The sequence below is a fragment of the Streptomyces violens genome (assembly GCF_000717745.1).
In the GTDB taxonomy this organism is placed as follows: Bacteria; Actinomycetota; Actinomycetes; order Streptomycetales; family Streptomycetaceae; genus Streptomyces; species Streptomyces violens.
Genome location: NZ_JOBH01000012.1, coordinates 126,292 through 152,957, shown reverse-complemented (window position 1 = coordinate 152,957; position 26,666 = coordinate 126,292). Strand labels below are relative to the sequence as shown.

At 74.1% G+C, this 26,666-nt stretch carries 20 protein-coding genes; 9 read left to right on the top strand and 11 right to left on the bottom strand.

The annotated features are described in order from the left end of the window. Positions 1 to 25: 25 nt before the first annotated feature. The 3 genes from IF04_RS0123945 to IF04_RS0123935 form a co-directional block, all read right to left on the bottom strand. Complete coding sequence (locus IF04_RS0123945; protein ID WP_030261550.1) at positions 26 to 739, bottom strand: GAF and ANTAR domain-containing protein; 714 nt, start codon at positions 737 to 739, stop codon at positions 26 to 28. Positions 740 to 1,197: 458 nt separating this feature from the next. Beyond that, positions 1,198 to 2,778 (bottom strand): sensor histidine kinase, encoded by a 1,581-nt coding sequence (locus tag IF04_RS0123940; protein ID WP_030261547.1) that lies wholly within the window; start codon positions 2,776 to 2,778, stop codon positions 1,198 to 1,200. Positions 2,779 to 2,786: 8 nt separating this feature from the next. After that, positions 2,787 to 3,443 carry a response regulator gene (locus IF04_RS0123935; protein WP_030261545.1) on the bottom strand — a complete coding sequence of 219 codons (657 nt, stop codon included), beginning with the start codon at positions 3,441 to 3,443 and terminating at the stop codon, positions 2,787 to 2,789. Between the two features lie 227 nt (positions 3,444 to 3,670). On the opposite strand from IF04_RS0123935, the gene ddaH reads away from it, so the two are divergent. After that, entirely contained in the window at positions 3,671 to 4,483 is an 813-nt protein-coding gene (gene ddaH / locus IF04_RS0123930; RefSeq protein WP_030261543.1) for a dimethylargininase, read from the top strand. A 56-nt stretch (positions 4,484 to 4,539) separates the two neighbouring features. Next, complete coding sequence (locus IF04_RS0123925) at positions 4,540 to 5,718, top strand: MalY/PatB family protein (protein WP_030261541.1); 1,179 nt, start codon at positions 4,540 to 4,542, stop codon at positions 5,716 to 5,718. Positions 5,719 to 5,739: 21 nt separating this feature from the next. On the opposite strand, the gene IF04_RS0123920 is transcribed toward IF04_RS0123925, so the two are convergent. The 4 genes from IF04_RS0123920 to IF04_RS0123905 all read right to left on the bottom strand — a co-directional run bounded on the left by IF04_RS0123920 (position 5,740) and on the right by IF04_RS0123905 (position 9,336). Next, on the bottom strand, positions 5,740 to 6,654 hold the full coding sequence (locus tag IF04_RS0123920; protein WP_030261539.1) for a DMT family transporter: 915 nt from the start codon (positions 6,652 to 6,654) through the stop codon (positions 5,740 to 5,742). Between the two features lie 2 nt (positions 6,655 to 6,656). Further along, positions 6,657 to 7,589, bottom strand: a complete 933-nt coding sequence (locus tag IF04_RS0123915) for a DMT family transporter (protein WP_063829520.1) — start codon at positions 7,587 to 7,589, stop codon at positions 6,657 to 6,659. Positions 7,590 to 7,637: 48 nt separating this feature from the next. Further along, the gene (locus IF04_RS0123910) at positions 7,638 to 8,474 is read right to left on the bottom strand and encodes an SDR family NAD(P)-dependent oxidoreductase (protein ID WP_030261535.1); all 837 of its coding nucleotides are present in this window, start codon (positions 8,472 to 8,474) and stop codon (positions 7,638 to 7,640) included. 106 nt (positions 8,475 to 8,580) lie between these two features. Then, a complete protein-coding gene (locus tag IF04_RS0123905; protein WP_030261534.1) occupies positions 8,581 to 9,336 on the bottom strand; it encodes a polysaccharide deacetylase family protein in 756 nt (251 codons plus the stop codon). A 69-nt stretch (positions 9,337 to 9,405) separates the two neighbouring features. Between IF04_RS0123905 and IF04_RS0123900 the strand changes: the two genes are divergently transcribed. After that, complete coding sequence (locus tag IF04_RS0123900; RefSeq protein WP_030261533.1) at positions 9,406 to 10,581, top strand: MGDG synthase family glycosyltransferase; 1,176 nt, start codon at positions 9,406 to 9,408, stop codon at positions 10,579 to 10,581. Between the two features lie 175 nt (positions 10,582 to 10,756). After that, a complete protein-coding gene (locus IF04_RS0123895; RefSeq protein WP_051831528.1) occupies positions 10,757 to 11,602 on the top strand; it encodes an esterase/lipase family protein in 846 nt (281 codons plus the stop codon). Positions 11,603 to 11,620: 18 nt separating this feature from the next. Here the strand turns inward: IF04_RS0123895 and IF04_RS0123890 are convergent, their stop codons facing one another. The 4 genes from IF04_RS0123890 to IF04_RS0123875 are packed head-to-tail and all read right to left on the bottom strand — an operon-like array spanning position 11,621 to position 20,910. Further along, positions 11,621 to 12,616, bottom strand: a complete 996-nt coding sequence (locus IF04_RS0123890) for an LLM class flavin-dependent oxidoreductase (protein ID WP_030261531.1) — start codon at positions 12,614 to 12,616, stop codon at positions 11,621 to 11,623. Between the two features lie 28 nt (positions 12,617 to 12,644). Then, positions 12,645 to 14,243, bottom strand: coding sequence for a long-chain-fatty-acid--CoA ligase (locus IF04_RS0123885; RefSeq protein ID WP_030261529.1), 1,599 nt, complete (start codon positions 14,241 to 14,243; stop codon positions 12,645 to 12,647). Positions 14,244 to 14,256: 13 nt separating this feature from the next. Beyond that, positions 14,257 to 20,586 carry a type I polyketide synthase gene (locus IF04_RS0123880; RefSeq protein WP_030261526.1) on the bottom strand — a complete coding sequence of 2,110 codons (6,330 nt, stop codon included), beginning with the start codon at positions 20,584 to 20,586 and terminating at the stop codon, positions 14,257 to 14,259. A 15-nt stretch (positions 20,587 to 20,601) separates the two neighbouring features. Further along, positions 20,602 to 20,910, bottom strand: a complete 309-nt coding sequence (locus IF04_RS0123875) for an acyl carrier protein (protein WP_030261524.1) — start codon at positions 20,908 to 20,910, stop codon at positions 20,602 to 20,604. A 131-nt stretch (positions 20,911 to 21,041) separates the two neighbouring features. Between IF04_RS0123875 and IF04_RS0123870 the strand changes: the two genes are divergently transcribed. The 5 genes from IF04_RS0123870 (at position 21,042) to IF04_RS0123850 (ending at position 26,643) form a co-directional block, all read left to right on the top strand. Further along, entirely contained in the window at positions 21,042 to 22,496 is a 1,455-nt protein-coding gene (locus tag IF04_RS0123870; RefSeq protein ID WP_063829519.1) for a CoA transferase, read from the top strand. Between the two features lie 95 nt (positions 22,497 to 22,591). Next, complete coding sequence (locus IF04_RS0123865) at positions 22,592 to 24,184, top strand: aldehyde dehydrogenase family protein (protein ID WP_030261519.1); 1,593 nt, start codon at positions 22,592 to 22,594, stop codon at positions 24,182 to 24,184. A gap of 5 nt (positions 24,185 to 24,189) precedes the next feature. Next, positions 24,190 to 25,338: an acyl-CoA dehydrogenase family protein gene (locus IF04_RS0123860; RefSeq protein ID WP_030261517.1), complete on the top strand. Its 1,149-nt coding sequence runs from the start codon at positions 24,190 to 24,192 to the stop codon at positions 25,336 to 25,338. A 16-nt stretch (positions 25,339 to 25,354) separates the two neighbouring features. Further along, positions 25,355 to 25,864, top strand: coding sequence for a PaaI family thioesterase (locus IF04_RS36740; protein WP_063829523.1), 510 nt, complete (start codon positions 25,355 to 25,357; stop codon positions 25,862 to 25,864). Next, on the top strand, positions 25,861 to 26,643 hold the full coding sequence (locus IF04_RS0123850; RefSeq protein WP_051831504.1) for a thioesterase II family protein: 783 nt from the start codon (positions 25,861 to 25,863) through the stop codon (positions 26,641 to 26,643). Before IF04_RS36740 ends, IF04_RS0123850 begins: the two co-directional genes overlap by 4 nt. Positions 26,644 to 26,666: the final 23 nt, after the last annotated feature.

Sequence of the window (26,666 nt, the reverse complement as noted above, 5' to 3'; positions counted from 1 at the left end):
GGCCGGGGAAAGCCCCGGCAAACGGTCAGGCGTCGGGGATCAGCTCCTGCTCGACGACCTCCCGGGCCACCTCCCGCAGGCGCCGGCCGCGGCGGCGGGCGTGGCCGCGCATCGCCTCGAACGCCTCATCGACGCTGACCCCCATGCGGTGAGCGAGGAAGCCCTTGGCCTGTTCGATGGCGATACGGCTCTGCAGCGCGGCGCGGAGCTGGTCGTTGACCCTGCGGTAGGTGATCAGGGCCTCCTGGTGGCAGAGGCTGACGGCCACAACATGGGCCAGCGCCTGCCCCAGCCGCACGTCCTGCTCGGGCACCGGAGCGGAGCCCGTACGCAGCAACAGCAGGCAGCCGTCGGCCTGTCGCCGGTGGGTCAGCGGGACCGCGCTGGCGAAGCGGTACCCGGCGGCGAGGGCCTGCTCCGTGAAGGCGGGCCAGCGCGGGGCGGTGGACAGCAGGTCCACCGAGACGACCGGGGAGATGGTGCGGTAGCCCTCCCGCGCGGGCCCCTCCAGCGCCGCGATGGCCAGCAGGTCGGCGAAGGCCGGGTCCGGCTCGCTCGCGGCGGCCGGCTGCAGCCCCTCGCCCGGCGGCGCGAACAGCACCGCCGCTGCGGAGACGTCCAGCAGCTGTACGCACCGGGTGGTGAACCTCTGCAAGTAGCCGGCCGTGTCGAACGCCTTCCCGTAGGAGGCGTCGGCCAGGTCCACGAAGACGTCGGCCAGGAACTGCTCGCGACCCATGATCATCCTTACGGACGTGAAGAGGGAAGAGGACGGTCGTCCGGCTGGCAGGGTGACGAACGCGCGGTCGGCTCTGGCGCCTCCTCGGGCTATGCCGCGCAACCGTGCGCATCCACCCGGGAACAGCACTCTCACAGGGTCCCGCACGGGACGCGCGCCACGACTATGACTCGGACACGTACCGTGCAGTCCGAGCCATCCGGCGCCCGGAACCGGGCCTCGCGCCGGGGCACGCGCGTGCGGGCACGCCCCGCACCGGGCCAGCCGGAATGCCAAGGGGACATGCCACAAGGTCCGCCGCCCCCGTCGAATCCGACTTACGGATGCGCATTCAAAGATGGCTCGGACAGCCCCGGCCCTCTTGAACCGTCATGCGGAAGCTGCGCAGGGCGCGGCAGAGCGGAACCACGGGCGCGGCAGATCGGACCACGGGCGCGGCAGGGCGGAGAGTTCCCCGTTCACTCCTTCGCGCCCACCACGGACTTGCCGGCCAGCCGTCCGTTCGCGTAGCAGAGCCGGTACGCGTCGGCAGCGAGCACGCCCGTGCTGTAGTAGGCGCACCGTTGGCCGCGCGGCGCGGGCGGCGCGTCGTCCGGCGGCCCGTCCCTGGTGAAGACCGGCAGCCGGTCCTCCACCGCCTCCTCGTCCTGGCCCACCCGCAGCCGGTCGTACGCGGCGCGGTCCAGCACCGAGAAGGAAGAGCTGAGCAGACTGACCGGGATCATGAGGAGCAAAATGCCGGCGAGGGCCGCCAGGGGCGCCACGACGGTCTGCGTGAGCCGCCGCCGCACCTGAAGGCGGGCCCGCTCCAACTCCCTCGCGGACGTACTGGGCTGCGCCCCGGAACCGGAGCCGCGCGCGGCCGCGCCCGCGCCGGCCGGCAGCTCCGCGGGCCCCGCACCCGCCCCCGTAGGCAGCTCCGCCGCGACCTCGAAGCCGCCCTCCGGCGTCGGCCCCGTCCGGAGCGTGCCGCCCGCCAGCCGGACCCGCTCGTCCAGGCCCACCAGCCCGGCGCCGCCCGAAGCCACCCCGGGCGGCGGCGCCCCCGCGGCGGCGGGCTCATTGACCACCGAGACCGACAACCTGCCGTCGGCGCGGTCGATCCGGACCCGCACGGCGCCGCCCGGCGCATGCTTCGCCGCGTTCGTCAGAGCCTCCTGGACCACGCGGTGCACCGCGGGGCCGACCATCGGCGGCAGGCCGCCCGCGGCGCCCGTGCGCGCCAGACGGATGTCGACGCCGGACTGCCGCGCCCGATCGACCAGCGCCTCGACGGTCTCCTCCGAGGGGACCACCGGCGCCTCCTCGTCGTCCGCGCGCAGCACGCCGATGATCTCCCGCAGCCGTTCGGTGGCGGCGCCCGCCGCCGCCCGGAGCTCACCGACGGCCGCCTGATGGCGGGCGTCCAGCGACGGGTCGACCTCCAGAGCGCCCGCGCGGACCGCGAGCAGCGTCAGCTCGTGCCCGAGCGAGTCGTGCATGTCGCCCGCGATCCGGGCCCGTTCGCGGATACGGGCGCGGTCGGCGACGGCCTGCTGCTCGCGCTCCATCCGGTCGGCCAGCCGCCAGCCGCTGCCGACCAGCTCGGCGTACTGCCGCCGGAGGCGGCCCAGCAGCCAGGGCAGCGCCGCGCACGGCAGCAGGACCAGGAGCATCTGGGGCCAGCCCCACAGGTCGCGGCCGATGATCGTGCAGAGCGGCAGCCCCGCGACGGCGACCGCCGCGAAGAACCACAGGGCCGGGCGGATCTCCGCCGTGCGGCGCCCGGCCAGGTACGCGAAGGCCGCGAGCGCCGGCCAGTACAGCGGACTGAGCAGCTCCACGCTCTGCGCGAGGCCCAGCGCGACCGGTATGCCGAGCGCGGTCAGCGGCCGGCGGCGGCAGAGCAGTACGGCCACGGCGAGCAGTGGTACGGCGGCGCGCGCGACGAACAGCGGCTGCCCGGGCGGGAATTCGAAGAGGGCCACGGCCGGCGGTGCGGTCACCGCGGACCACAGCAGAAGGTCGTAGAGGTGAGGGAGTCGGGGGAGGCGGGGCATCGGTGGTCTCAGTCCTCCTGGACGATCCCGGCCTCGTACGCCAGGATCGCCGCCTGCACCCGGTTCCTGACGTCCAGGTGGGCGAGGATCTGGCTGACGTACGCCTTCACGGTCCCCTCGACCACGTGCAGCCGGCGGGCGATCTCGGCGTTGGACAGGCCCGCCCCGACCAGCGCGAGCACGTCCCGTTCGCGGCCGGTCAGGCCCTCGATGCGGGCCCGCGCGCCGGCCTGCTTGCCGAGCTGCCCGGAGTCGAGCCGGGCGATCACCCGGCGGGCCACGGCGGGGGAGAGGTAGGCACCGCCCTCGGCGACCGCCTGTACGCCGGCGATCAGTTCGCGCGGATTGCCGGACTTCAGCAGGAACCCGGCGGCACCGGAGCCGAGCGCGCTCGCGATGTACTCGTCCTCGGAGAACGTCGTCAGCATCACCACCGCGCTCCCGGGCGCGACGCGGCGCAGTTCGGCGGCGGCCTGCAGGCCGTCCAGCCGGGGCATCCGGATGTCGAGCAGGCACACGTCCGGGCGGTGCCGGTGGGTGAGCGCCACGGCCTCGTGCCCGTCGGACGCCTCGGCGACGACCTCGATGTCCTCGGCCGTCCCGAGGATGGCCCGGATCCCGGCCCGGATCATCGCCTCGTCGTCCGCCAGCAGCACTCGGATCATCGTCTCCCCCGTTTCCGTATGTGTACAGCGAACCCACGCTACCGCCTGCGCAACCCGCCCGGACGCTGACGAAAGTGCCGTACCACCGCTGACGAAGGATGCCTGACCGGGCCCTTCCCGCTCCCTAATGTCCTGATCGGCCACGCGGTGGTCGTGCTCGCTTCACCCGGCGCACACCCCGCACGCCGACACTGCGAACCCGCCCCCCGAACAAAGGAAAAGACACCATGCTCCGCACCGCCGCCCCCCGCCGCCTCCTGATGTGCGCGCCCCGCCACTTCGACGTCACGTACTCGATCAACCCCTGGATGGAGCCCGAGAAGCCCGTCGACGGCGGGCTCGCCCTCGCCCAGTGGGAGCAACTGCGCGCCCTGTACCGGGAGTTGGGCCACACCGTGGAGGTCATCGAGCCGGCCGGCGGGCTGCCCGACATGGTCTTCGCGGCCAACGGCGCCACCGTCGTGGACGGCAAGGTGCTGGGCGCCCGCTTCCGGCACGAGGAGCGCACCGCCGAGGGCCCGCTGTACCTCTCCTGGCTGCGCGCGAACGGCTTCACCGAGACGTACTGGCCCGAGCACGTCAACGAGGGGGAGGGCGACTATCTGCTGGTCGGCCGCCGCCTGCTGGCCGGTACCGGCTTCCGTACCGACCCCCGCTCGCACGCCGAGGCCCAGGAGTTCTTCGGCGTGCCGGTCACCGGGCTGACCCTGGTCGACCCGCGCTTCTACCACCTGGACACCGCGCTCGCCGTGCTCTCCGACGACGAGATCATGTACTACCCGGAGGCGTTCACACCGGGCAGCCGGGCCGTGCTGCGCGAGCTGTTCCCCGATGCGCTCCTCGCGACGGCCGAGGACGCGGCGGTGTTCGGCCTCAACGCGTTCTCCGACGGCCGCCACGTACTGCTGCCGGAGTCGGCCACGGGGCTCATCTCGGGGCTGCGCGAGCGCGGGTTCGAGCCGATCGGCGTGGACCTCACCGAACTCCTCAAGGCCGGCGGCAGCGTCAAGTGCTGCACCCTGGAGCTGCGCGAGGGGTGACGCCCGGGCCCGACGCCCCATGGGGAAATCGGGGCGGGAAGCCTATCTTGAGGCGCATGGACAGCATCCCGCGGGACACATCCGAGGAAGCGAACCCGCTGCGCCGTCTCACGCTCGACGAGCTGCGCCGGCGGACCAGCATGAAATGGCGCACGTACCCGGACGACGTGCTGCCCCTGTGGGTGGCGGAGATGGACGTACCGCTGGCCGAACCGGTCGTACGGGCGGTCACGGACGCGCTCGCGCGCGGCGACACCGGCTACCCGGCGGGGACCGCGTACGCCGAGGCGCTGGCCGATTTCGCCCGCGAGCGGTGGGGGTGGGACGGGCTCGCCGTGGAGCGCACGGCGATCGTGCCCGATGTGATGCTCGGCGTCGTCGAGATGCTGAAGCTGACCACGGGCCCCGGCGACGCGGTGGTCGTCAACTGCCCTGTGTATCCGCCGTTCTACCAGTTCCTCGGCAACGCGGACCGGAAGATCGTGGAGGCGCCGCTCGGGCCCGGCCACCGAATGGATCTCGCCGCCCTGGACGGCGCCTTCCGTACGGCCGTCGCGGACGGGCGGCGGGCCGCGTACCTGCTCTGCAGCCCGCACAACCCGACGGGCACGGTGCACACCGCCGACGAACTCGCCGCGGTCGCCGCGCTGGCCGCCCGGTACGGTGTCCGGGTCGTGGTGGACGAGATCCACGCCCCGGTGGTGGCCACGGGGGCCACCTTCGTGCCGTACCTGAGCGTGCCGGGCGCGGAGAGCGGGCTGTCCCTGATGTCCGCGTCCAAGGGGTGGAATCTCGCCGGGCTCAAGGCCGCCCTCGCGCTCGCGGGCCCGGCGGCCGCCGACGACCTCGCGCGTCTCCCCGAAGAGGTCGGCCACGGACCCAGCCATGTGGGCGTACTGGCCCACACCGCGGCCCTGCGGGACGGCGGCGGCTGGCTGGACGCGCTGCTCGCCGGGCTGGACGAGAACCGCCGACTGCTGGCGGAGCTGCTGGCCGAGCGGCTGCCGGAGGTGCGGTACGCGCCGGCCCGGGGCACCTACCTCGCCTGGCTGGACTGCCGCGAACTCGGCCTGGGCGACGATCCGGCCGCGGTCTTCCTGGAGCGCGGCCGGGTCGCCCTCAGCCCCGGTACGGACTTCGGCACCGGCGGCGCGGGCCATGCCCGGCTGAACCTCGCCACGTCGCCGGAGGTGCTCACCGAAGCGGTACGCAGAATGGCGGCGGCCCTGGGCTGAGGGCGCCGCGCCACACACGCCCTAGTCGCTCTCCGGCGCGGACTCCTCCGGGTCCCGGTGGCTGCCGGTGGACTCGTCCGGGTCCTTGTGGCTGCCCGTGGGCATGGCCGGGTGGCGGCCGAGCAGGAAGACGCCGGTCACCACCGCGGCCAGGCCGAGGAGTTCGCCGGTCAGTGCGGCGGGGGTGACGCGGATGCGGTCGCCGAGGAAGCCGATGCCGCAGGCGATGCCGGCCAGCGGTTCGGCCGCGGTCAGCGCCGGCAGGGACATCCGCAGCGGCCCGGCCTCGAAGGCGCTCTGGACCAGCATCAGCCCCGTCACGGCCAGTGCCACGATCACGTACGGCTCCCAGCTCACCAGCAGCCGCCCGAGGCCGTGGGCCTCCGCGATCTCGCTGGACACCCGGGTCAGCGCGTCCTGGAGGCCGTACAGCACACCCGCGGCGGCGGCCAGCAGCGGCGGCTCCTCCACCAGGCGCACATGACGTGCCGTCAGCACCAGGAGCAGCGCGATCGCGAGGACGCCGCCGAAGACGAGCCAGTGCCGCAGCGTGCCGGTGTGGGCGGGCCCGCTGTGCGGGCTCCCGGCGACGATGAAGGCCGCCACGCCGCCGCTGAGCAGCAGCACGCCGGCCCAGCCCGACCAGCCCAGCCGCTCCCCGCTCAGCCACCGGGCCAGCACCATGGCGAACAGCAGGTTCGTGGCCAGCAGCGGCTCGACCCGGGACAGGTCGCCGCGGCTCAGCGCGAGCACGCTGAAGATCTGCCCGACGACCATGCAGCCGATCCCCGCGAGCCACATCGGTACCTTCATCAGGTCCAGCAGCAGCCGGAAGCTGAGCATGTCCTTCAGCGGCGCTTCCCGCGCCGCGTGCTGCTGCAGGACGAAGCCCAGCCCCAACAGGCAGGCGGCGAGGACACCGTAGAGGTAGATCATGGTCACCGCACCGGGGGGCGGCCGGCGGGCGGCTGCTCGGCCGAGGGCACCCGGTCCGCCTCACGCAGCGCCACTTCGCCCTTGAGCAGCGGGGAGCGGGCCAGTACCACCGCGGAGACGGCGATCAGCGCGCCGCCCGCCACGGCCGGCACGATGTACCAGCCGCCGCGCACATGCTCCGCGAAGGCGAAGGAGCCCCACAGGATGGCCACGATCGGGTCGGAGAGCGTCAGTCCGGGCTGGGCCGCGAGCAGGTTCCCGGCGTGCAGCGCCGACTGGAGCAGGAACATCGCGAGGATGCCGGCCGCGACCATGGCGTACAGCTGCCAGGTCGCGAACACCGCGCCGATGCCCTCCTCCCCGCGGCTCATCGCGCCCTTCATGAAGGCGGCCGTCAGCCCGAACTGGCAGCCGGCCGCCACGCCGAAGGCGGCCGCCCTGCGGCTCGCGCCGCCCGGGAGCGACGGCGGCTGGCGGCGGCCCCACTCCACGGCCGCGACGACGACGAAGAGGTTCACGCCGGTGCCCACCGTCCACGCCTCCCAGCCCGCCTCCTCGCCGTCCCCGGGGGCGGGCGAGAGGAAGTACAGCAGGGCGGCCAGCCCGCCGGTCATGCCCACGGCGGACAGCCACTCGCGGTGGTGCAGCCGGGTGTGGAACACCCACGACGCCAGCAGCAGCGTCGCCGGGAGCTCGATGACGAGGATGGGCTGGACGACCGACAGGCTGCCGGTCGCCAGCGCGGCCGCCTGCAGGACGAAGCCCATGATCACGCAGAGGAAGCCGGCGAACCACACCGGGCGGCGCAGCAGATGCAGGATCAGCTGGGGCCGCAGGCTGTCCTCGCCCGGCAGGTCACGGCTGGCGCGCCGCTGCAGCACCGAGGCGGCCGCGTTGGCGCAGGCGGCGAGCACGGCCAGGAAGTAGCTCAGCACGACGTCCTTCCTCGGTCGTCCTCCCGGGAGGACGGATCGGGCGGCCCCTCAGGCGAAGCGCGTGGCCAGCCGCCGGAACAGGGCCGGGGCGAGGCCCTTGAAGCGGGCGGGAACCTGCAGCCAGCCGGGGACGAAGACCTCGCTCCGCTCGTGCGCCACCGCGTCCCAGACGGCGTCGGCCACCCGCGTCGCGGCGATCGGCCGCGGCCGGGCGCGCTGGTAGGGCGCTCCCCGGCGGGTGAAGAAAGGGGTGTTGACCGCGCCGGGCACCACCAGCGACACCCGCACCCGGCTGCCCGCCAGTTCGTACCGCAGGCTCTCGGCGAAGGCCGCGACGGCCGCCTTGGCCGCCGAGTACACGGCTTCCTCGCGCACCCCCACGGCGCCCGCGATCGACCCCACGAAGAGGAGGTGTCCGCGGTCGCGGCGCACTATGTCGGGGAGCACCCGGCGGGTCAGATGCAGCACGGCGGCCAGGTCCACCGCCAGTACCTCGTCGATGGCGGCCGGCGGCATGGCCGTGAAGGGGCCCGCCCAGCCGATGCCGGCCCCGGCGACCAGCACGTCCACGCCGCCCGCCACGTCGAGGGCGCGGTCGACGAGCTGTCCGCAGCCCGTCGGGTCGCCCAGGTCGCAGGGGAGAGCCGTGGCCCCGCAGCGGTCGGCGATCCGGTCCAGGCGCTCCTCGTCACGGCCGTTCAGCAGCAGCTGCCAGCCGCCCTCGGCGGCGAACCGGGAGGCGACGGCCGCGCCGATGCCCGACGAGGCGCCGGTGATCAGCGCCACCGGCGCGCCGGTACGGTGCGCCTGCGGCGCGGCGCTGTGGCGTCCGGGCTGGTCCTCCGGGAGTACAGGACTGTGCGGCAGTGGTCCCGCGGCTTCCACAGGAGACCTCCTCCGAGCTGGGGCTCACCCTTTATGTCCTGATATCCAGACCCGGACCAGCATGACACGACTTTCGTGATGATCCGGGCAATTGCCACCCCGGGCGTCACCAGCCCGTGTCGTCCGTACCGTGGTCGCGCAGCGGGCCCACGGTGAGGCCCTGCCGGCGGCAGCGCTGCACGAGTACGGGCAGCGCCTGGAGCGTGACGCGCCAGGAACCGGGCGCCGACGTGCGGTCGCTGTCGTGCAGCAGGACGGTCGCGCCGCCCTCCAGCCGGCGCTCCACGGTGCGCACGACCGTGGCCGCCTCGGCCCCCGCCACCCAGTCGCGCCCCCACGCGGACCACAGCACGGTGCGCAGCCCGAGGCGGTGCGCGGCGGCCCACCGGCCGCCGGTGAGGATGCCGTAGGGCGGCCGGTACCACCGGGGCCGGACCCCGCAGATGTCGGTGGCCGCCCGGACCGCCCGGCGCAGGTCGCGCAGTTCGCGTACCGGCGCGGGCCACCAGGGCCTGCGGTGGTCCCAGCCGTGCAGCCCCACCTCGTGCCCGCGGGCCACGATGTCCCGCCCCACCTCGGGTGCCTCGGCCAGCGCCGCGCCCAGCAGGAAGAAGGTCGCCCGGACGTCCAGGCCGTCCAGCGCGTCGAGGAAGCGCGGCGTGCTCGCGCGGTCCGGGCCGTCGTCGAAGGTCAGGGCGATGTGCCCCGGGTGGCCCTGACCGTCGAGCCCGGGGAAGAGGGCGCGCCGCACGGGCGGCAGCCAGGTCCCGGCCGGTCCGATGTGCAGCGCGGCCGCCGCTGTCGCGGCCGCGCCCGCCGCCTGCCACGCGGCGGGCCCGGGCGGAGGACGGTCGATGCGCATGCCGTCCAGTATGGTCGCGTACGCCACGAAATGCTTGGGAAAGGCACCCGGACCGGGGCGGTGGAGCACATGGGCGGACGATTCGTCATCCTCAGCGCCGGCATGGGGGCCGGGCACCACGCGGTGGCCGGGGAGCTCGCGCACCGGCTGACCGGCCGCGGCCACCGGGCCGAGACCCTCGACGTCCTCGACCTGCTGCCGGCCGGCACCGGCGCCGCCCTGCGCGGCTTCTACGCCACCACCGTCCGGCACGCGCCCGCGCTCTACGACGCGATCTACCGCGCCTACTTCGTCCCCCGGCCGCCGCCCGGGCCCGGCCGCCCGCAGCCGGGCCCCGCCGACACCTCGCCGGTCGTCGCGCCCGCCGCCAAGGAGCTGCGGCGCCGCCTGGCCGGCGCGCCGCCCGACGCGGTGATCGCGACCTTCCACCTCGCCGCGCAGGTCAGCGGCCGGCTGCGGGAGGCCGGGGCGCTGCGCTGCCCGAGCATCGTCGTGCTCACCGACTTCGCCGTGCACCGCCAGTGGCTGCACCCCGGCAACGACCTGCACCTCTGCCCGACCCCGGAGACCGCGGCGGAGATCGGCCGGCTCGGCGGCCGGGGCGCGGCGGCGGTCGGACCCGTAGTGCCCGCGGCCTTCCGCACCGCGCCGCCGCCCTCCCGTACCGCCGTCTTCACCCGCCGCTTCGCCGCCCGTGCCCCCGGTCGCACCCCGGTCCTGCTCTCCGCCGGGGCCTGGGGCGTGGCCTCGCACCTGGCGAGTACGGCCGCGCTGCTCCGCGACGGCGGATACCTGCCGGTGGTGATGTGCGGCCGCAGCCGGTCGCTGCGGCGGCGGATCGGCCGGGTGTCCGGGACCGTGGCGCTCGGCTGGGTGGCGGACGTACCGGCCCTGATGGCCGCGGCGGGCGTACTGGTGGAGAACGCGGCGGGGCAGACGGCGGCCCAGGCGCTGGCGGCCGGGCTGCCCGTGGTGAGCTACCGGCCGATCCCCGGGCACGGCGCGGCGGGGGCCCGCCGGATGGCCGCCGCCGGACTGTCGGGCCACGCCCGCGACCCGGCCGACCTGCTGCGCGTACTCGACGACCTGACCCGCGACGGGCCGGTCCGGGAGGCCCGGATCGCCGCCGGGCGGGCGCTGTTCCGGGCCGATGCCGCCGAGGTCATCACCGCTGCCGTACGGCCGGCGGCCGCCGCGCCTCCGGGGGTGGCGGGATCCCGGCCCCCGGAGAACACCGGACGGTAGCCAACGGCCCGGGGAGCGGTAGCGTGAGGCGACATAACGGGGCTCGGCCGACCAATCGGGTTGGACCGGGGCATTTCGTGCTGCTCGGGAGGATTCCCCTATGTTTCCCACCGGAAAAGGCCAGTTACCGTTCACCAATCCGCTCGAATCGGTCACCCAGTCGGTGACCGGCAAGATGGCAGAGGGCATCGCCCTCGCCCAGGCCGCGGCCATCACCACGCAGGCGGCCACCGCGCTGAGCCGCTCGCCGGGCATCGACGACTGGTCCGCCCGCCCCGACGAGGAGCACCCGCGCCCGGTCGTCCTCGTCCACGGCACCTTCGGCAATGCCGAGACCTACTGGCTGACCGTCGCCCCGGTCCTCGCCGCCGCCGGATACAGCGTCTTCCGGCTCGACTACGGCGCCGACCCCCGCATACCGGTGATGCACGGCCTCACCTCCATGGAGGAATCGGCCGAGGAGCTGGCCGCCTATGTGGAACGCGTACTGGCGGCCACCGGCGCGGAGAAGGTCGACATCATCGGCCACTCGCAGGGCGGGATGCTCCCGCGCTACTACCTCAAGTACCTCGGCGGCGCCGCCAAAGTGCATCACTTGATCGGGCTCGCCCCGAACAACCACGGCACCACCGGCAACGGCATCGCCGCGCTCATGAAGCAGTACCCGGCCAGCATCGAGCTGACCAACATGGTGACGCCCGCGCTCACCCAACAGCACAAGGGCAGTGACTTCATGAACAAGCTCAACGACGGTCCGGACACCGTCGAGGGCGTGCGGTACACCGTCATCGCGACCAAGTATGACGAGGTGGTCACGCCCTACACCTCGTGCTGGCTCGAGGGCCCGAAGGTCCGCAACATCCTCCTGCAGGACCTGTGCGTGGCCGACCTCAGCGAGCACAACGCCGTGGTGTACTCGCCGTTCGTGATGCGGGAGGTGCTGCGCGCGCTGGGACCGGCGAAGGCGAAGAAGACCGCGGCGGCCCCCGCGCCCGCGCCGGTGCCCAAGCCCGTCCCGTAGCGGAATCACCAGGAGGTGTCAGGTGCCCGCGCGCAGCGCGGGCACCAGCACCCGTGCCGCCTCGGCCAGTTGGGCCCGCTGCGCGGCCGGGTCCAGCGAGCCGATCCGCAGGATGATGTGCCGGGCCCCGGCCAGTACGTAACCGCCGAGCCACTCCGCGCACTCCTGCGCGCTGCCGTACCCGAACGCCTGGAACGTCGCCATCTGCTCCAGCGAACGGCCGTAGTACGCCTGGGCGTAGGCGTCCAGCTGCTTGCGGGCCGCCGCCCGGTCCGGGTCGATCGCCACCGTCGCGTACAGCCCCGGAGTGACCGCGCCCGGCGGCCGGCCCTGTGCCGCCGTCAGTTGGCCGATCCGGTCCCAGGCTCGCGCGTAGCCACTCGCGTCCGGCAGGAACGGCAGCCAGCCGTCGTACCGTTCGGCCGTGCGCGCCAGCACCCGCGGCGTGTCGCTGCCCGCCAGCCACAGCGGGGGACCGGCGGGCGAGGAGGGGGACGGCGGCCGGTGCGGACCGGCCGGTTCGCGGCCCTTCCCCGACTCCGCCTCTGCGCTGCCGCGCCAGGTCTCCCGCCACAGCCGTACCGTGTCGTCCAGGCGCCCGAACCGCCCGGTGTACGGCACGCCCACCGCCGCGAACTCCCGCTCGGTCTCCGGCACCGGGAAGCCCGCGCCGAGCGCGGCGACCAGGCGCCCCTCCGCCGCCCGGTCCAGGCTCGCGAGCTGGTGCGCGCCGAGCAGCGGGTGCCGCAGGGCCGCCGTGTAGGCCGCCGTGCCCAGGGTGACCCGGCTGGTCACGGCCGCGGCGGCGGCGAGCACCACCACCGGGTCCAGCCGGGGCCGGGCGAGCAGCGAGTCCCCGGTCCACACCGAGTCGTAGCCGAGCCGTTCCGCCTCGCGGGCGAAGTCCAGCAGGGGGGCGACGCCGTGGTCACCGTTGATCGCCGCCTCCCGGGTCGGCAGCAGGACACCGACCCGGAGCCGGTGTCCGTCATCCGTACGGTCCTCGGCACTCATGCCGTGGCCTCCCATTCCTGATGTGCCCTCAGTTGACCTTGCGCTCCCGGCCCTGCCACAGCCGGTCCCGCAGGGTGCGGCGGAGCACCTTGCCGTTGGGGTTGCGCGGCAGTTCGGCCAGGAACTCGTACGCCGTGGGGATCTTGAAATCGGCGAGCCGGCCCCGCAGGAAGCGCATCAGCTCCCGCGGCGTGGCCTGCTGTCCCGGCCGCAGCACGACGTACGCGTGCACGGCCTCGCCCCAGCGCTCGTCCGGGACGCCGACGACGGCGGCCTCGGCCACCGCCGGGTGCCCGGCGAGCGCGTGCTCGATCTCGGTGGGGTAGACGTTCTCGCCGCCGATGATGACCGTGTCGTTGATGCGGTCGCACAGGAAGAGGTAGCCGTCGTCGTCGAGCCGGCCCGCGTCGCCCATGCGGACCCAGCCGTCCCGCACCGTCTCCCGGGTGGCCGCCGGCTGCCGGTGGTAGCCCAGCATCCGCGCGGGGGTGCGGACCCAGACCTCGCCGACGGCGCCGGGCGGCAGGGCCGTGCCGTCCTCGTCGGCGATCCGCAGGTCGATGCCGGGATACGCGCGCCCGGCCGCGGTGAGCCGGTGACTGCCGGGAACGTGGTCGGCGGGCGGCAGGCAGGCGGCGAAGTTGCCCGTCTCGGTGCTGCCGTAGATCTGCGCGAACTCGCAGCCCATCGTCTCCAGACAGCGCCGCAGCAGCGGCCCGGAGATCGGCGCGCCACCGTAGATCATCTTGCGTACGGAGCGGAACGCGGCGGGGCCCGCGCCCGGCTCGTCCAGCAGCATCTGGAGCATGGCGGGCGTCACCAGGCCGTGGGTCAGGCCGAGTTCGCCGATCTGCCGCAGCACGTCACCGGCGACGAACATCGGCATGCTGACCATCGTGGCCCCGGCGACGAAGCCCTGCATCGCGTACGACAGGCCGCCGATGTGGAAGCCCGGCATGCCGATCAGGCACCGGTCGCCGGGCTGCCAGTCCACCCAGTCGCAGCCGTGCCGCGTGAACGCCTCGTCGACGTTGAAGAAGCTGCGGTGGGCCAGCACCACGCCCTTGGGCAGGCCGGTGGTGCCGCTGGTGTAGATCTGCGCCACGGCGTCGTCCGGGCCGGAGCCTGCGGCGAGGTCGCGCTCCGGGCGGTCCGCCTTCCAGGCCAGGAAGCCCGCACCGCGGTCCTCGCCGCTGTCGAGCGGGACCACCTCGCGCAGCTTCGGCAGGACGGTTCCGAGCTGCCCGGCGACGGCCAGCCGCTCGCGCTCGGCGAAGAGCAGCTCGGTGTCGGAGTCGCCCAGGATGTGCGCGATCTCGTCGCGGGTCAGCCGCCAGTTGACCGGCACCAGCACGGCACCGGTCTTGGCGCAGGCCAGCGCGATGTCGTAGAAGTGCTCGGACTCCTTCCCGAGGTAGGCCACGCGGGAGCCCGGACCGAGGCCGGCCGCGAGCAGGGCGTGTGCGGTGCGGTTGCTCTCGCGGTGCAGCTCCGCGTAGGTGAGCTGCCGGCCCTCGCAGAGCACGGCCGGGTGGCCGGGGCGGTCGGCGGCCTGGCGGGCCGCGACCGCATCGAGCGTGCGCGGCCGGACGGCCGGTCGTGGACGCGTGAGCGTGTCGTCGTTCATCCCGTTGCCCCTCTCAGGACAGCTGCCGGTCGAGGAAGTCGGTGAGCTGCCCGACGGATGGATGGTCGAAGGTGACCGAGGCGGGCAGCGGCACGCGCAACGCGGTCTCCAGCGCGTTCTTCAGCTCCACGGCGGCGAGCGAGTCCAGGCCCAGTTCCAGGAAGACCGCGTCCGGCTCCACGTCGTCCGTGCCGTCGAAGTGCAGCATGTCGGCGATCCGGGCGCGCAGGTACGTGTTCAGCGCGGCCCTGCGCTCGTCCGCGGGCAGCGCGAGCAGCTCGTCGACGTCGAGCCCCGGCCGGCCGGCCGGGCGCCCGTCGCGTACGAGGTGCCGGTACAGGCTGTGCGGGAGTGCCTGGCCCGCCGCGTACCGGTCCCAGTCGCAGGCCGCGGCCACGACCTGGGGCGCGGGCTGTCCGAGCAGGGTGACCAGCGCGTGCATGCCGTCCCCGGGATGCATGAAGGTGACGCCCTGGTCCTTCAGACGCCGGACGAGCGGCGCGTCGAGCCGGGCCGACATGCCGACCTCGGCCCACGGGCCCCAGTTGACGGACAGCGCGGGCAGGCCATGGCCCGCGCGCCAGCGCAGCAGACCGTCCAGATACGCGTTGCCCGCCGCGTAGTTGGCCTGCGCGGGGCCGCCGAGCACGGCGGCGACGGAGGAGTAACCGACGAAGAAGTCCAGCTCCGGGAAGGAGGCGGCGGCCTCGTGCAGCAGCCACGAGCCGTACACCTTGGGCCGCAGCACCGTCTCGATGCTCTCCCAGGTCAGCGCGGACGCGGGCATGTCGTTCAGGACGCCCGCCGCGTGCACGATGCCGCCCACCGGGTACGGGGACTGCTTCAGCTCGGCGGTGATCCGCTCGACGTCGGCGGGTTCGGCGATGTCCGCCTGGAGGACGGTGACATGGACGTCCTTGCCGAGCCCGGCCGCGAGCGCGGCCGCCTCCTCGGCGGGCGGTGCGGTACGGCCGGCCAGCGCCAGGTGGCGGGCGCCGAGTTCGACGAGCTTGCGCGCGGTCACCAGCCCGAGCCCGCCCAGCCCGCCGGTGACGAGGTACGTACGGTCGGGGCTGACGGCGAGCGGCCGGGCGGGCCGTGCCCGGTCGTCGGCGAACCGCAGCACCAGTTTGCCGGTGCTCGCGCCGCGGCCGAGCACCGAGAACGCCTCCTCGGCCTCGTCGAGCGCGTAGACGGTGGCCGGGACGGGCCGCAGCCGTCCGTCGGCCAGCTGCTCGGTGACGGACTGCAGGATCTGCCGGGTGTGCTCCCGCGCCTCGGCCTCGGGCCGTTCGCCCAGGTCGAAGTGGTGGTACGCCACGTCGGGGCGTACCTCGGCCACCTGCTCCGGCGTCCAGGATCCGACCTTGCCCAGCTCCACGAACCGCCCGCCGTCGGCCAGGCAGCGCAGGCCCGCCGGGATGAAGTCCTTGTTCAGGCTGTTCAGCACGATGTCCACGCCCTCGCCGCCGGTGGCGGCGAGCACCTCGTCGGCGAAGTCCAGCGTCCGGGAGTTCATGATGTGGCGGATGCCCTGGGCGCGCAGCAGCGGCCACTTGCCGGGACTGGCGGTGGCGAACACCTCGGCACCGGCCTGCTGGGCGAGCTGCACGGCGGCCTGCCCGACGCCGCCCGCCGCGGCGTGCACCAGTACCCGGTCGCCGGGCTTCAGCCCGGCGAGGTGGTGCAGCGCGTAGTGCGCGGTGACGAAGACGGTCGGCACGCCGGCCGCCTCGGCCATGGTGATCCGGTCCGGCTTGCGCACCGCCAGCTCCGAGGAGACGGTCAGGGTGCTCGCCATGCAGTCCAGCGCGTTGACGATCACCTCGTCGTCGGGCGCGAAGGCCGCATCCGGCCCCGCCGCGACCACCGTGCCCGCGCATTCGAAGCCCAGCGGCTGCGGCCGGTACTCGACGCCCGTCTCCTCGGCGTGCTGCTTGAGCAGTCCCAGCACGTTGAGCACGTCCTTGAAGTTGAGGCCCGCCGAGTGCACCGCGACCTGTATCCGGTCGCCCACGGGCGGCACCGGCTCGACGGGCTCCGGCCGCACGCCCGCGAAGGAGCCGTACTCCGTGATCGCGAGCCGCACGGCGGCGTCCGGCCGGCCGGCGGGGTCGAGCGGGTGCAGCCGTCGTACGTGGCGGAGCCCGGCCCGGTACGCCACCTGGAACTCCCCGGCGTCCCGCGCCAGCCACTCGTCCAGCAGCGGACCCGCGGCCCCGGCCGTGCCGTCGCCGCCGCTTTCGCGCGGCAGGTCGACCAGGGTGACGCGGTAGCCCGGGTACTCGTGCCACAGCGCCTGGCCGAAGCCCCACAGGGTGGCGGCCGCCGACGGGCCGGTGCCGTGCGGCGTCTCGTCCGGCAGCAGCTGGGCGCCCTCGGTGACCAGCCACAGCCGCCTGCCGTGGCCGGCACCGCCGCGCTCCAGCACACCGAGCACCGCGAGCAGATCGCGGTAGTTGCGCCGGCACTCGGCGGCGAGCGCCGCCGCCCCCTCGCCGTCGCCCGCCCGCCAGAACCAGCACACATCGGTGGGGTCCCCGTCGCGCAGGAACTCGGCCGCCACATCGGCCCCGGCGGCGTACGTCAACTCCGTGCCGGTCTCCGCGGCCCGTGCCGGCAGGTCGCCCAGCTCCGCCGCCGTACGGTTCAGCACCAGCACGCGGCGCGGTTCCCCGGCACTCTGCCCCGGCCCCGGCAGCGAGCGCTTGATCCAGCGCGGCTCGTGGAAGACCTGCGCGTGCCGCCCGCCGCCGGCCGTGGTGTTGGCCACCCGCTTCAGGCCCAGCCCGGTCAGCTCGAAGACCGGGCGGTCGCCCTCCAGCAGCACGAGGTCCGCCGACACGTCCACGTCCTGCCCGCCGTCCGGCGGTGCCGGGACGAGCCTGGCCACCGTGCGCAGCTCCGCCGCCTTCGGCTTCTTGAACAGCCGCAGTCGCCCGAACCGCACCGGCAGATACGTCTCCCCGGCGTCGTTGAGGACCGCCATCCCGTGCAGCGAACTGTCCAGCAGCGCCGGCGGCAGGTGCTCGGCGGGCCCCGTCCGCACGCCGCGCAGCTCGCTCACCGCGAGCCGCCCGTCGTGCCCGCGGGCCGCCAGCAGCCGGCGGAACTCCGGGCCGTAATCCACCCCCGCCGCGGACATCCCGGCGTACAGCTCCTCGCCGCCGACCGCCGCCGCCGGCTCGCCCGCGCCGGCCGCCTGCGCACACAGCTCCGTCCCGGCCCTGCTGAGCGCCGCGCCGGGGGGCTCGGGCGCACCGAGGACCGCGGTGGCGTGGCACCGCTCGAAGGCCCCGTCCCGGCCCGCCACCCGGGTCACGATCTCGGCCTCGGCCGTGCCGTCCTCCCGGGGCCGCAGCCGGGTACGCACCTCGGCGGTCCGGTCGGCGGCGAGGAAGACCGGCTCCCGGATCGCCACGTCCGTCACCGGCCGGCAGGTCTCGCCGTACACCGCGTCCTGCAGCGCGAGCAGCACCTCCAGATAGGCCGCGCCGGGCAGGACGACCTGCCCCATGATGACGTGGTCCGCCAGGTACGCCGGATGTGCGGCGTCCACCCGGGTCGCGAACTCCCGTGTGCCGTCCGCAAGTTGCTCCTCGGTGGAGACCTCCTCGCCCAGCAGCGGGTGGTGCTGCGCGCCGGCCGCCGCCGGTGCCCTGTCCCGGTCGCGGCCGCGCGGCGCCGGCAGCCAGTACGGCTTGCGGTCGAAGGCGTACGTCGGCAGGGTGGCGGGCCGGTCGGCCGCGCCGCGGTGGACACCCGCCCAGGACACCGGCAGACCGGCCGCGTACAGCCGGGCGAGGGCGTTCAGTACCGCACCGCCGTCCGTGTCGGCCCGGTTCAGGCCGCCCAGCCACAGGTGGTCACCGGCCGGCACGCACTGCCGGGCGAGGGAGGTCAGGGTCGAGCCGGGGCCGATCTCGACGCACGCGTGCCCGCCCCGCTTGGCCACCGTCCGCATGCTGCCGTCGAAGTCCACGGCGGCGCCGATGTGCCGGACCCAGTACTCCGGCGTGGTCAGCTCCCCGGGCCTGGCGACCCGTCCGGTGATGTTGGAGACCAGGGACAGCCGCGGCTCGTGGAATGTGATGTCCTTCAGCTCGTGCCGGAAGGCGTCCGCCACCTCGGCCATGAGCGGCGAGTGGAACGCGTGCGAGACCGACAGCTCCCGTACCTCGTAACCCGCATCGCGCAGCAGCACGCACACCTCGCCAAGAGACTCGCGGCCGCCGGAGAGCACGCACTGCCGGGGTGCGTTGCGGCAGGCGATGGCCAGGTCCGGGCGGCCGTCGAGCAGCGGGGCCAGTTCCTCCGGTGCCGCCGACACCTGGGCCATGCCGCCGGGCGCGGTCACCGACTCCATCAGCCGGGCCCGCGCCGCGACCAGCGCCACGCCGTCCTCCAGGGAGAAGACCCCGGCGACGGCCGCCGCCGCGATCTCCCCGATGCTGTGGCCGACCAGGACGTTCGGCCGCACGCCCCAGGACAGCCAGAGCTGCGCCAGCGCGTACTCCAGTGAGAACAGGGCGGGCTGGGTGTGCACGGTCCGGTGGATCGCGTCGCCGTCGGCCGCTGCGCCGGTCACCAGATCCCGTACCGACCGGCCCAGATGCGGCGCGAACAGCCGGTCACAGGCGTCCAGGTGCTCCCGGAAGACCGGCTGGCGCTCGTACAGCGCCCGGCCCATGCCCGGGTACTGGCTGCCCTGCCCGGTGAACAGGAACGCCACCTTGCGCAGGCTGCCGACGGACCCGCTGCCGCCGCCCGGTTCGTCGGCCCGCGCCAGCCAGCCGTCGAGCAGCTTCGTCACCCCGGCGCGGTCCCGGACGACGCCCGCGCGGCGTACGGGCAGGTGCGCCCGCCCGAGCGCGCCGGTACGGCACAGAGCGGACACCGGGACGTCGGGGGAATCCGCGACGTACTGCCGGTAGCGCTCGATCTGGCGGCGCAGCGACGGAGTGCTCTTCGCCGACAGGGTGAGGACGTGCGGCGCGCCGTCGTCCCGCGCCGGTTCCGTACGGGCCGGGGGCGGCGGCTCCTCCACGACCACGCAGCCGAGGGTGCCGGCGATCCCGAAGCCGTTGACCAGGGCGCGCCGCGGGCCGCTGGCGGGCCACGGCGTGACCTCCGTGGGCACGCTCACCGGGCAGCTGTCCCAGGGGATGCGGGGCGACGGGGTGGTGAGGTGCAGGTGCGGGTAGAAGGTGCCTTCCCGCATCTGGAGCAGCACCTTGACGATGCCGCAGACGCCCGCCGCCGACTCCAGATGTCCGACGTTGGTCTTCACCGAGCCGACCACCACCGGCTCGGCGCTGCTGTGGGACTCCGCGAAGGTGTCGCTGATCGACCCCATCTCGATGGGGTCGCCCAGCGGCGTGCCCGTACCGTGCGCCTCGACGTACTGGATGTCCCGCGGCGTCAGCCCGGCGTCGGTGATCGCGGCCCGCATGACGGCCTGCTGGGCGACGCCGTTGGGGGCGGTGAGACCCGCGCTCTCGCCGTCCGCGCGCACGGCCGAGCCGCGCAGCAGGCCGAGGACGCGGTCCTCGTCGCGCAGCGCGTCGGAGAGCCGCTTGAGCACCAGGACGCCGCAGCCCTCGCCGCGGCTGTAGCCGTCCGCGCTCTCGTCGAAGGTCTTGCAGCGGCCGTCGGAGCCGAGCATCCCGGCCTTGTGCAGGGTGTTCTGGATCAGCGGGTGGTGGATGGCGTTCACGCCGCCGCACAGGGCGAGGTCGCACTCCCCGCGGCGCAGGCCCTGGGCCGCCAGGTGCGCGCTGGTGAGCGAGGACGAGCAGGCGGTGTCGACGCTCATGCAGGGGCCGCGCAGTCCCAGGAAGTACGACAGCCGCCCGGACACGGCGCTGTGCGCGGTGCCGGGGACCGAGGCGCCGGACATCTCGCCGTCCGGGACGGCGACCGTCTCCGTGAGGTAGTCCATGGACATCACGCCCATGTAGACCCCGGCGTCGGTGTCCCGCAGGCCGGCGGGGTCGATATTGGCGTTCTCCAGTGCCTGCCAGGCGGTTTCCAGTACCAGGCGCTGCTGGGGATCGATGTACGGGGCTTCCTTGGGCGATATCTTGAAGAACTTCGCATCGAACATGTCGAGCCCGTCGAGGAAATTCCCCTCCGCGGTGCGCGACCGTTCGCCGTCCTCCCCGGAAACCCAGCGGTCAGCGGGCGCCGGGCCCTCCGCCGACCGTCCCGTGCGCAGGAACTCCGCGAATTCCTCGGGCGTTTCGTTACCGCCGGGAAAACGCAGCCCCACTCCGACAATGGCGATCGGCTCGGTCGGCTCCCACCGGCTCTGCTCCCCGGCGGCCTCGGGCGTTTCAGGCATGGCTGGTTCCTTCTCTCAGCTGACCGGTTCGTCGAAGAGGCCGGGCAGAACGTCGGTGGCCAAGTGCTCCGTAAGCCGCGCCAGATTGGGGCTGTTGAACAGCACGTTGGAGCTGATCTCGCAGTTCAGCAGGGTCTCCAGGCGCTGCTTCAGCTCCATGACGCGCAGCGAGGTGAGGCCGAGATCGAAGAAATTCTCCTCGAGCGGGAATTCCTCCTCTTCGTCCATCAGAAGGCAGGCTTTGAACTCCCTGGAAAGGATTTCCTCCAGCGCCTCCCGGCGCTCGGAGCGGGGGAGCCGGTGAAGGTCGTCGGAGTCCGCCATGGTCGGCAGTCAAGCAAACGGTGCTGACACGCTGCTGACAGTGCGCTGACTCTGTGTTCCGGCCCGGTTCCGGCAATGGCAGACTCGGCGGCCCGCACCGAAAACGCGCCTGCCGGCAGAGAATCGAGGGAATGATGGAGGACGGGTTCGACTTCACCAGGGAACTGGACAGCACGCTGAAAACGATCGGCCTGAGCCGGGAATCCGCGGTGAGCGGTCTGACTGTGACCGGCTGCCATCCGTACGTCCGGAGCCCGCTGCGCATGTCGGCCGCGATCGGGGTGTCGCTGCTCGCCGCGGCCGTCGGCGCCGCCCGGATCTGGCATCTCCGCACGGGCCGGGACCAGTACCTGTCCCTGGACCTGGGCCGGGGCCTGCACCGCATGTCCCCGTTCCTGGGCGGCGGTGCCACGCTCAACGGCTACTTCTCCAGCATGGGCTCGCTGGCCGGCCTGACCGGCATGGCACCGGCGGTCTGGGACTTCTACCGCACCGCCGACGACCGCTGGGTCATCCCCATCGCCTGCTATCCGCGCACCCGGGACGAACTGCTCAGCCTCCTGGACTGTGCGCACACCAGGGAGCACATCGCCGCCGCCGTCCGCCGCTGGGACGCGGCAGCGCTGGAGGAGGCGGCGGCCGAGCGGGCCGTCCCGCTCGTCATCGCCCGTACCCGGGAGGAGTTCCTCGCCCACCCGCAGGGCCGCGCGGTACTGGCCGAGCCGCTGGTGACGGTGGAGCGGATCGCCGACGGCCCCGCCGTCCCGCTGCCGACCGGGCCCCGGCCGCTGTCCTCGCTGCGCTGCCTGCAGTTCACCCACATCCTGGCGGGTACCGCGACCGGGCGGACGCTGGCCGAGTACGGCGCCGACGTGCTGCATGTGTGCGAACCGGACTCCTTCGAGCACGACGCCGTCTGGCACGAGTCGGGCAGCGGCATGCGGTCGGCCCGGCTGGACCTGCACCACCGCGGCACCGGCCGCGACACGTTCGACCGGCTGCTGCGCGACGCCGACGTCTTCGTCCTCAACTACCGCCCGGCGAAGGCCGCCCGGCTCGGCCTCACCGCCGAGGAGTGCGCGGCCGCCCGCCCGGGGCTCATTCACTGCTCCCTCACCGCCTACGGACACACCGGGCCCTGGCGCGACCGCGGCGGCTTCGACCAGCAGGCCCAGGCATTCACCGGCATCAGCCTGCGCGAAGGCGGCGGCGAGGCACCCGGGCTGCCGCCGGGCCGGATCCTCTGCGACTACCTCGCCTCCTACCTCGCCGCCGCCGGCATCATGGCGGCGGCCGTCCGCCGGGCGGAGGAAGGCGGCAGCTACGCCGTGCGCGTCTCGCTCGCCGGCGTCGCCAACTGGTGCTGGGAACTGGGCAGCTGGGAGCCGGAACTGATCGCCGGACTCGCCGAGGACGCCGTCCCGCCGGACCCCGAGTGGGAGACCCGCGCCACCCCGCTGGGGGAGCTGCGGCACATCGTCCCGCCCGTCCGCCTCAGCGAGACCCCCGCGGGCTTCGACGACCCGGTGCTGGTACCGCGAGGTTCCTCGGCACCGCAGTGGCGCCCCGCGCCCGTGGGCCCGTGACCGATACGACCGTTGGAGGCACCGTGGGGTTCTCTCCCCGCAGCACCGCCGCACCGGACGGCGCGCCGGCCGCACCGCCGGCCCGCGAACGGCCGCTGCTCAGCTACTCCTCGTACATCGGAGGCCGGGACGTCGAAGGGGAGGGCTGGGTCTACACCGTCAGCGCCGGCTCCCTGCTGGAGGACGTCTTCACCAGCGTCGGCCTGAAGCGCGCGCTGGAACGCTCCCCGGACCCGGAATCGGAGGCCGCCCAGCACCCCTACGTCATCGGCCGCGTCGCCGTCGCGGGCGATGCCGGCGTCGACGCCGCCCTCAAGGCCGCGTCCGCCGCGGCACCCGCCTGGGCCGCCGTACCCCTGGACCAGCGCATGGCCCTCGGCCCGCTCTTCCGCGCACGGCTGCTCCGGCACGGCGCGGAACTCCTGGACCTGATGGTCGCCGAGGGCACCCCGCTGCGGCTCGCCCGCTGGCAGCTCGACGGCCTGCTGGAGCTGTACGGCGAGGAGAGCTGCGCCTGGTACCGGCAGTGCATGCGGACCGAGTTCCGGCACGCCGGACGCCGCCTCATCGTCCACCGCCGGCCCGACGGCGTGGTCTGTCTGAACCCGCCGCAGAACGCCCCGGCGCCCAGCGCCGCGCTCGCCGTCCTGATGCTCATGGCGGGCAACTCCGTCGTGGTCCGCGCCCCGCGCAGCATCGCCCTCAGCACCATGTACCTGCTGCGCGAACTCGCCGGGCCGGCCCTGATGGACGCGGGCGCGCCGCCCGGAGCCCTGGGTGCCGTCTGCGGCAACCCCGCGCGTACCCTCACCCGGTGGCTCGACAGCCCCCTCGTCGACGACATCTTCTACATCGGCGGCAGCGAGGAAGGGCTCCGCTTCCAGCTGCGCTGCATCGCCGCCGGCAAGAAGCCCGTCCTCGAACTCGCGGGCAACGACGGCATCGTGGTCTGGAAGGACGCCGACCTGCCGCTCGCTGCCGAGGCCGTCACCGAGGCGTTCTACGGCTCGGGCCAGATCTGCATGGTCCCCAACTACGTCCTCGCCCACCCGGACATCGCCGACGAGCTGCTCGCCGAGGTGACGGCCAAGGCCCGCGACATCCGCCCCGGCCACCCCGGTGACGAGGACGTACTGCTCTCTCCCGTCCGGCGCAGCGAGCGGTTCTTCGCCCTGCTGGAGGAGGCGCTGCGCTCCGGTGCCGAGCTGGTGTGCGGCGGGCACCGTACGGAGGCCGACGGGACACGGTCGCAGACCGGGGTCTTCCTGGAGCCGACCGTGGTCCGCGTCGACGGCCTCGCGGGCGCCCGGGAGCTGGAGATGGTACGCCGTGAGACGTTCTTCCCGCTGCTTCCGGTCATCGTCGCCGAACCGGCCGCCGACGACGTGCTGCTCGACCGGTTCTGGGACTTCCTCAACGCCAACGCCTACGGCCTGCGCAACTCCCTGTGGACACGGAGCACCTCCGTCGTGGACGCATTCGTGCGACGGGTGGGCAACGGCGGCCTGCTCAAGGTCAACGACTCGCACATCGGCTTCCTGCCCTGCCTGCCCAGCCACGGCGGCACCGGCCTGACCGGCGGCGTGCACGGCGAGGCCAACTACCCCATGCTGACCACCTCGCACCTCCAGGGCGTCGGCATCAGCTCCGGCGTCAGCCCGCGGCACGCGGTCTTCGGCGAAAGGTGACTTCAATGCGCTCCCTGGAAACCGCCCGCACCACCTGCGAGCAGTACCACCCGGGCCTCGGCAAGGCCCTGGAGGAGATCGACCTGACCGACCGGGAACAGGTCGGCAGTCCGGTGATCGCGCTCTTCCGCGACCACGGCGGCGCCGGGCTGCTGGTGCCCGCCGCCTTCGGCGGCCGCGGCGCCGACCCCGTGGACGCCGTACGCGTGATGCGGGCCCTCGGCTCGTACTCGCCCTCCCTCGCCGCCGCCGCGACCATGCACCACTTCACGGCCGCGATGCTCTACTCGCTGGCCGGCCGTGCCGACGGCCTCACCGTCGCCCAGCGCGACCTGCTGGCCGGCGTCGTGCCCGGCCGGAAGCTGATGGCGTCCGGCTGGGCCGAGGGGCGCACCCAGCAGAACATCCTCGCTCCCGCGGTCACCGCGAAGCCGGCCGACGGCGGCTACCTCCTCAACGGCGCCAAGAAGCCGTGCAGCCTGTCCCGCTCGATGGACCTGCTCACCGCGAGCGTCACGGTCCCCGGCGCCGACGGGCAGCCGGAACTGGCCGTCGCGCTGGTCACCGCGGACACGCCCGGCATCACCGTGCACCCCTTCTGGGGCAACAGTGCGCTCGCCGCGGCGGAGAGCGACGAGGTGCGGCTCACGGACGTGTTCGTGCCCGAGGAGCTGGTCCTGCGCACCACCGCCGACGGGGAAGGCCCCGACCGGCTGTCGGAGATGCAGAGCGCCGGCTTCGTCTGGTTCGAACTGCTGATCTCCGCTGGGTACACCGGTGCCGCCGCCGCCCTCGTCCAGCGCGTACTGGAGCAGGCGCGGGGCAGCCTCACCGACCGGGCCGCGCTCGTGGTCCGCGCCGAGTCGGCCCACCTCCTGCTGGAGGGCACGGCCCGCGCGGTCCGCGACGGCGACCTGGCGGGCGAGGAGGCGGTCGCCGCCGTGCTCGTCGCCCGGTACGCCGCCCAGGAAACGCTGTCCGGCGCCGCCGACCTCGCCCTGGAACTGCTCGGCGGCATGGACTTCATCCGCTCGCCGGAAGGCTCGCTGCTCGCGGCCGCCGTCCGGCCGCTGGCCTTCCACCCGCCGTCCCGCACCAGCACCGCCGGCCCGCTGCTCGCCTACGCCGACGGCTCCCCCCTTGTCCTGTCCTGATGGGACGATGCCGGACATGCCGGAGACGATGGAGAGCGCGATGCTCGCGCGGTGGCACGAGCTGACCGGGGCGCAGATGCTGCAGGCCCTGGCCGACGGAGAGGTGCCGCACGGCGCCCACCACGCCCTGCTGGGGCTGCGGGTGACCGGAGCGCGGCGCGGCGGTGTCGACGAGACCTGGCGGCCCCCGCGGGAGCTGGCCAACTTCGCGGGGAGCGGGGTGCACGCCGGGTACCTCGCCATGGTGCTCGACGACGCCTGCTGCGCCGCCGGGATGAGCCACGGGGACCGCGCCCACCCCATGATCACCCTGAACCTGGACATCGACTTCCTCCGGGCGGTGCGGCCCGGCGACACGTACAGCGTGCACGCCGAACTCGTCCACGCGGGCCGGCGCCGGATGGTCGCCAACGCCCGCATCGTGGACGCCGGGGGCCGCCCGGCCGCCCAGGCCCGCGCGAGCGTCATCCCGGACGCGGACTTCGCCGAGCGGATGCGCGGCGCGGCGGAAGGGGGTGCGGAATGACGCCGCCGGGCCGCTGGTTCCACACCCCCGAGGCCCGTCCCGGCGCGGACCGGCAGCTGTTCTTCTTCCCGCACGCCGGGGGCAGCGCCGCGTTCTACCACCGGTGGGCCGCGCTGCTCCCCGGCGTCGAAGTGCGGGTCGTCCAGCTGCCGGGGCGCCAGGAGCGCCGCTCCGAGCCGCCGTACCGGCGGACGGGGCCGCTGGTCGAGGCGTTGCACGAGGCGATCGAAGCGGAGCTGGACGACCGGCCGTACGCGTTCTTCGGGCACAGCCTGGGCGCGCTGCTGGGCTACCGGCTGGCCGTGGCGATCGAGGAGGACGGCGGCACCGGGCCGGCGCTGCTCGGCGTGTCCGGCTGGGCGCCCGAGCGGTTCCGGCCGGTGGATGCGCTGCTGCCGCTGCCCGACGGGGAGTTCGCCGCGGCGATCCGGCGCTTCGGCGTGCTGCCGGAAGAGGCCGGCGCGGACCCCGAACTGCTCGCGCTGGTGCTGCCCGCCGTCCGCGCCGACCTGGCTCTCGTCGCCGACTACCGCGATGACGGAGCCGGCGTCGGCTGCCCGGTCGCCGCGTACGGCGGCCGGTCCGATCCGACGCTGGAGCCCGGCGGGCTCAGCGAGTGGTCCGGCCGTACACCCGCGTTCCTGGGGATCAGTGAATTCCCGGGAGGGCATTTCTACCTCACCGAGCACGCCCTGGCCGTCGCGACGGATTTCACCCGGCACATCCAGCGGGTTTCACAGCAGGGAAAACTCGATACCGACCGAAAAGCCGGACGATAGCCGGTCGATATAGCGTCTGCGCC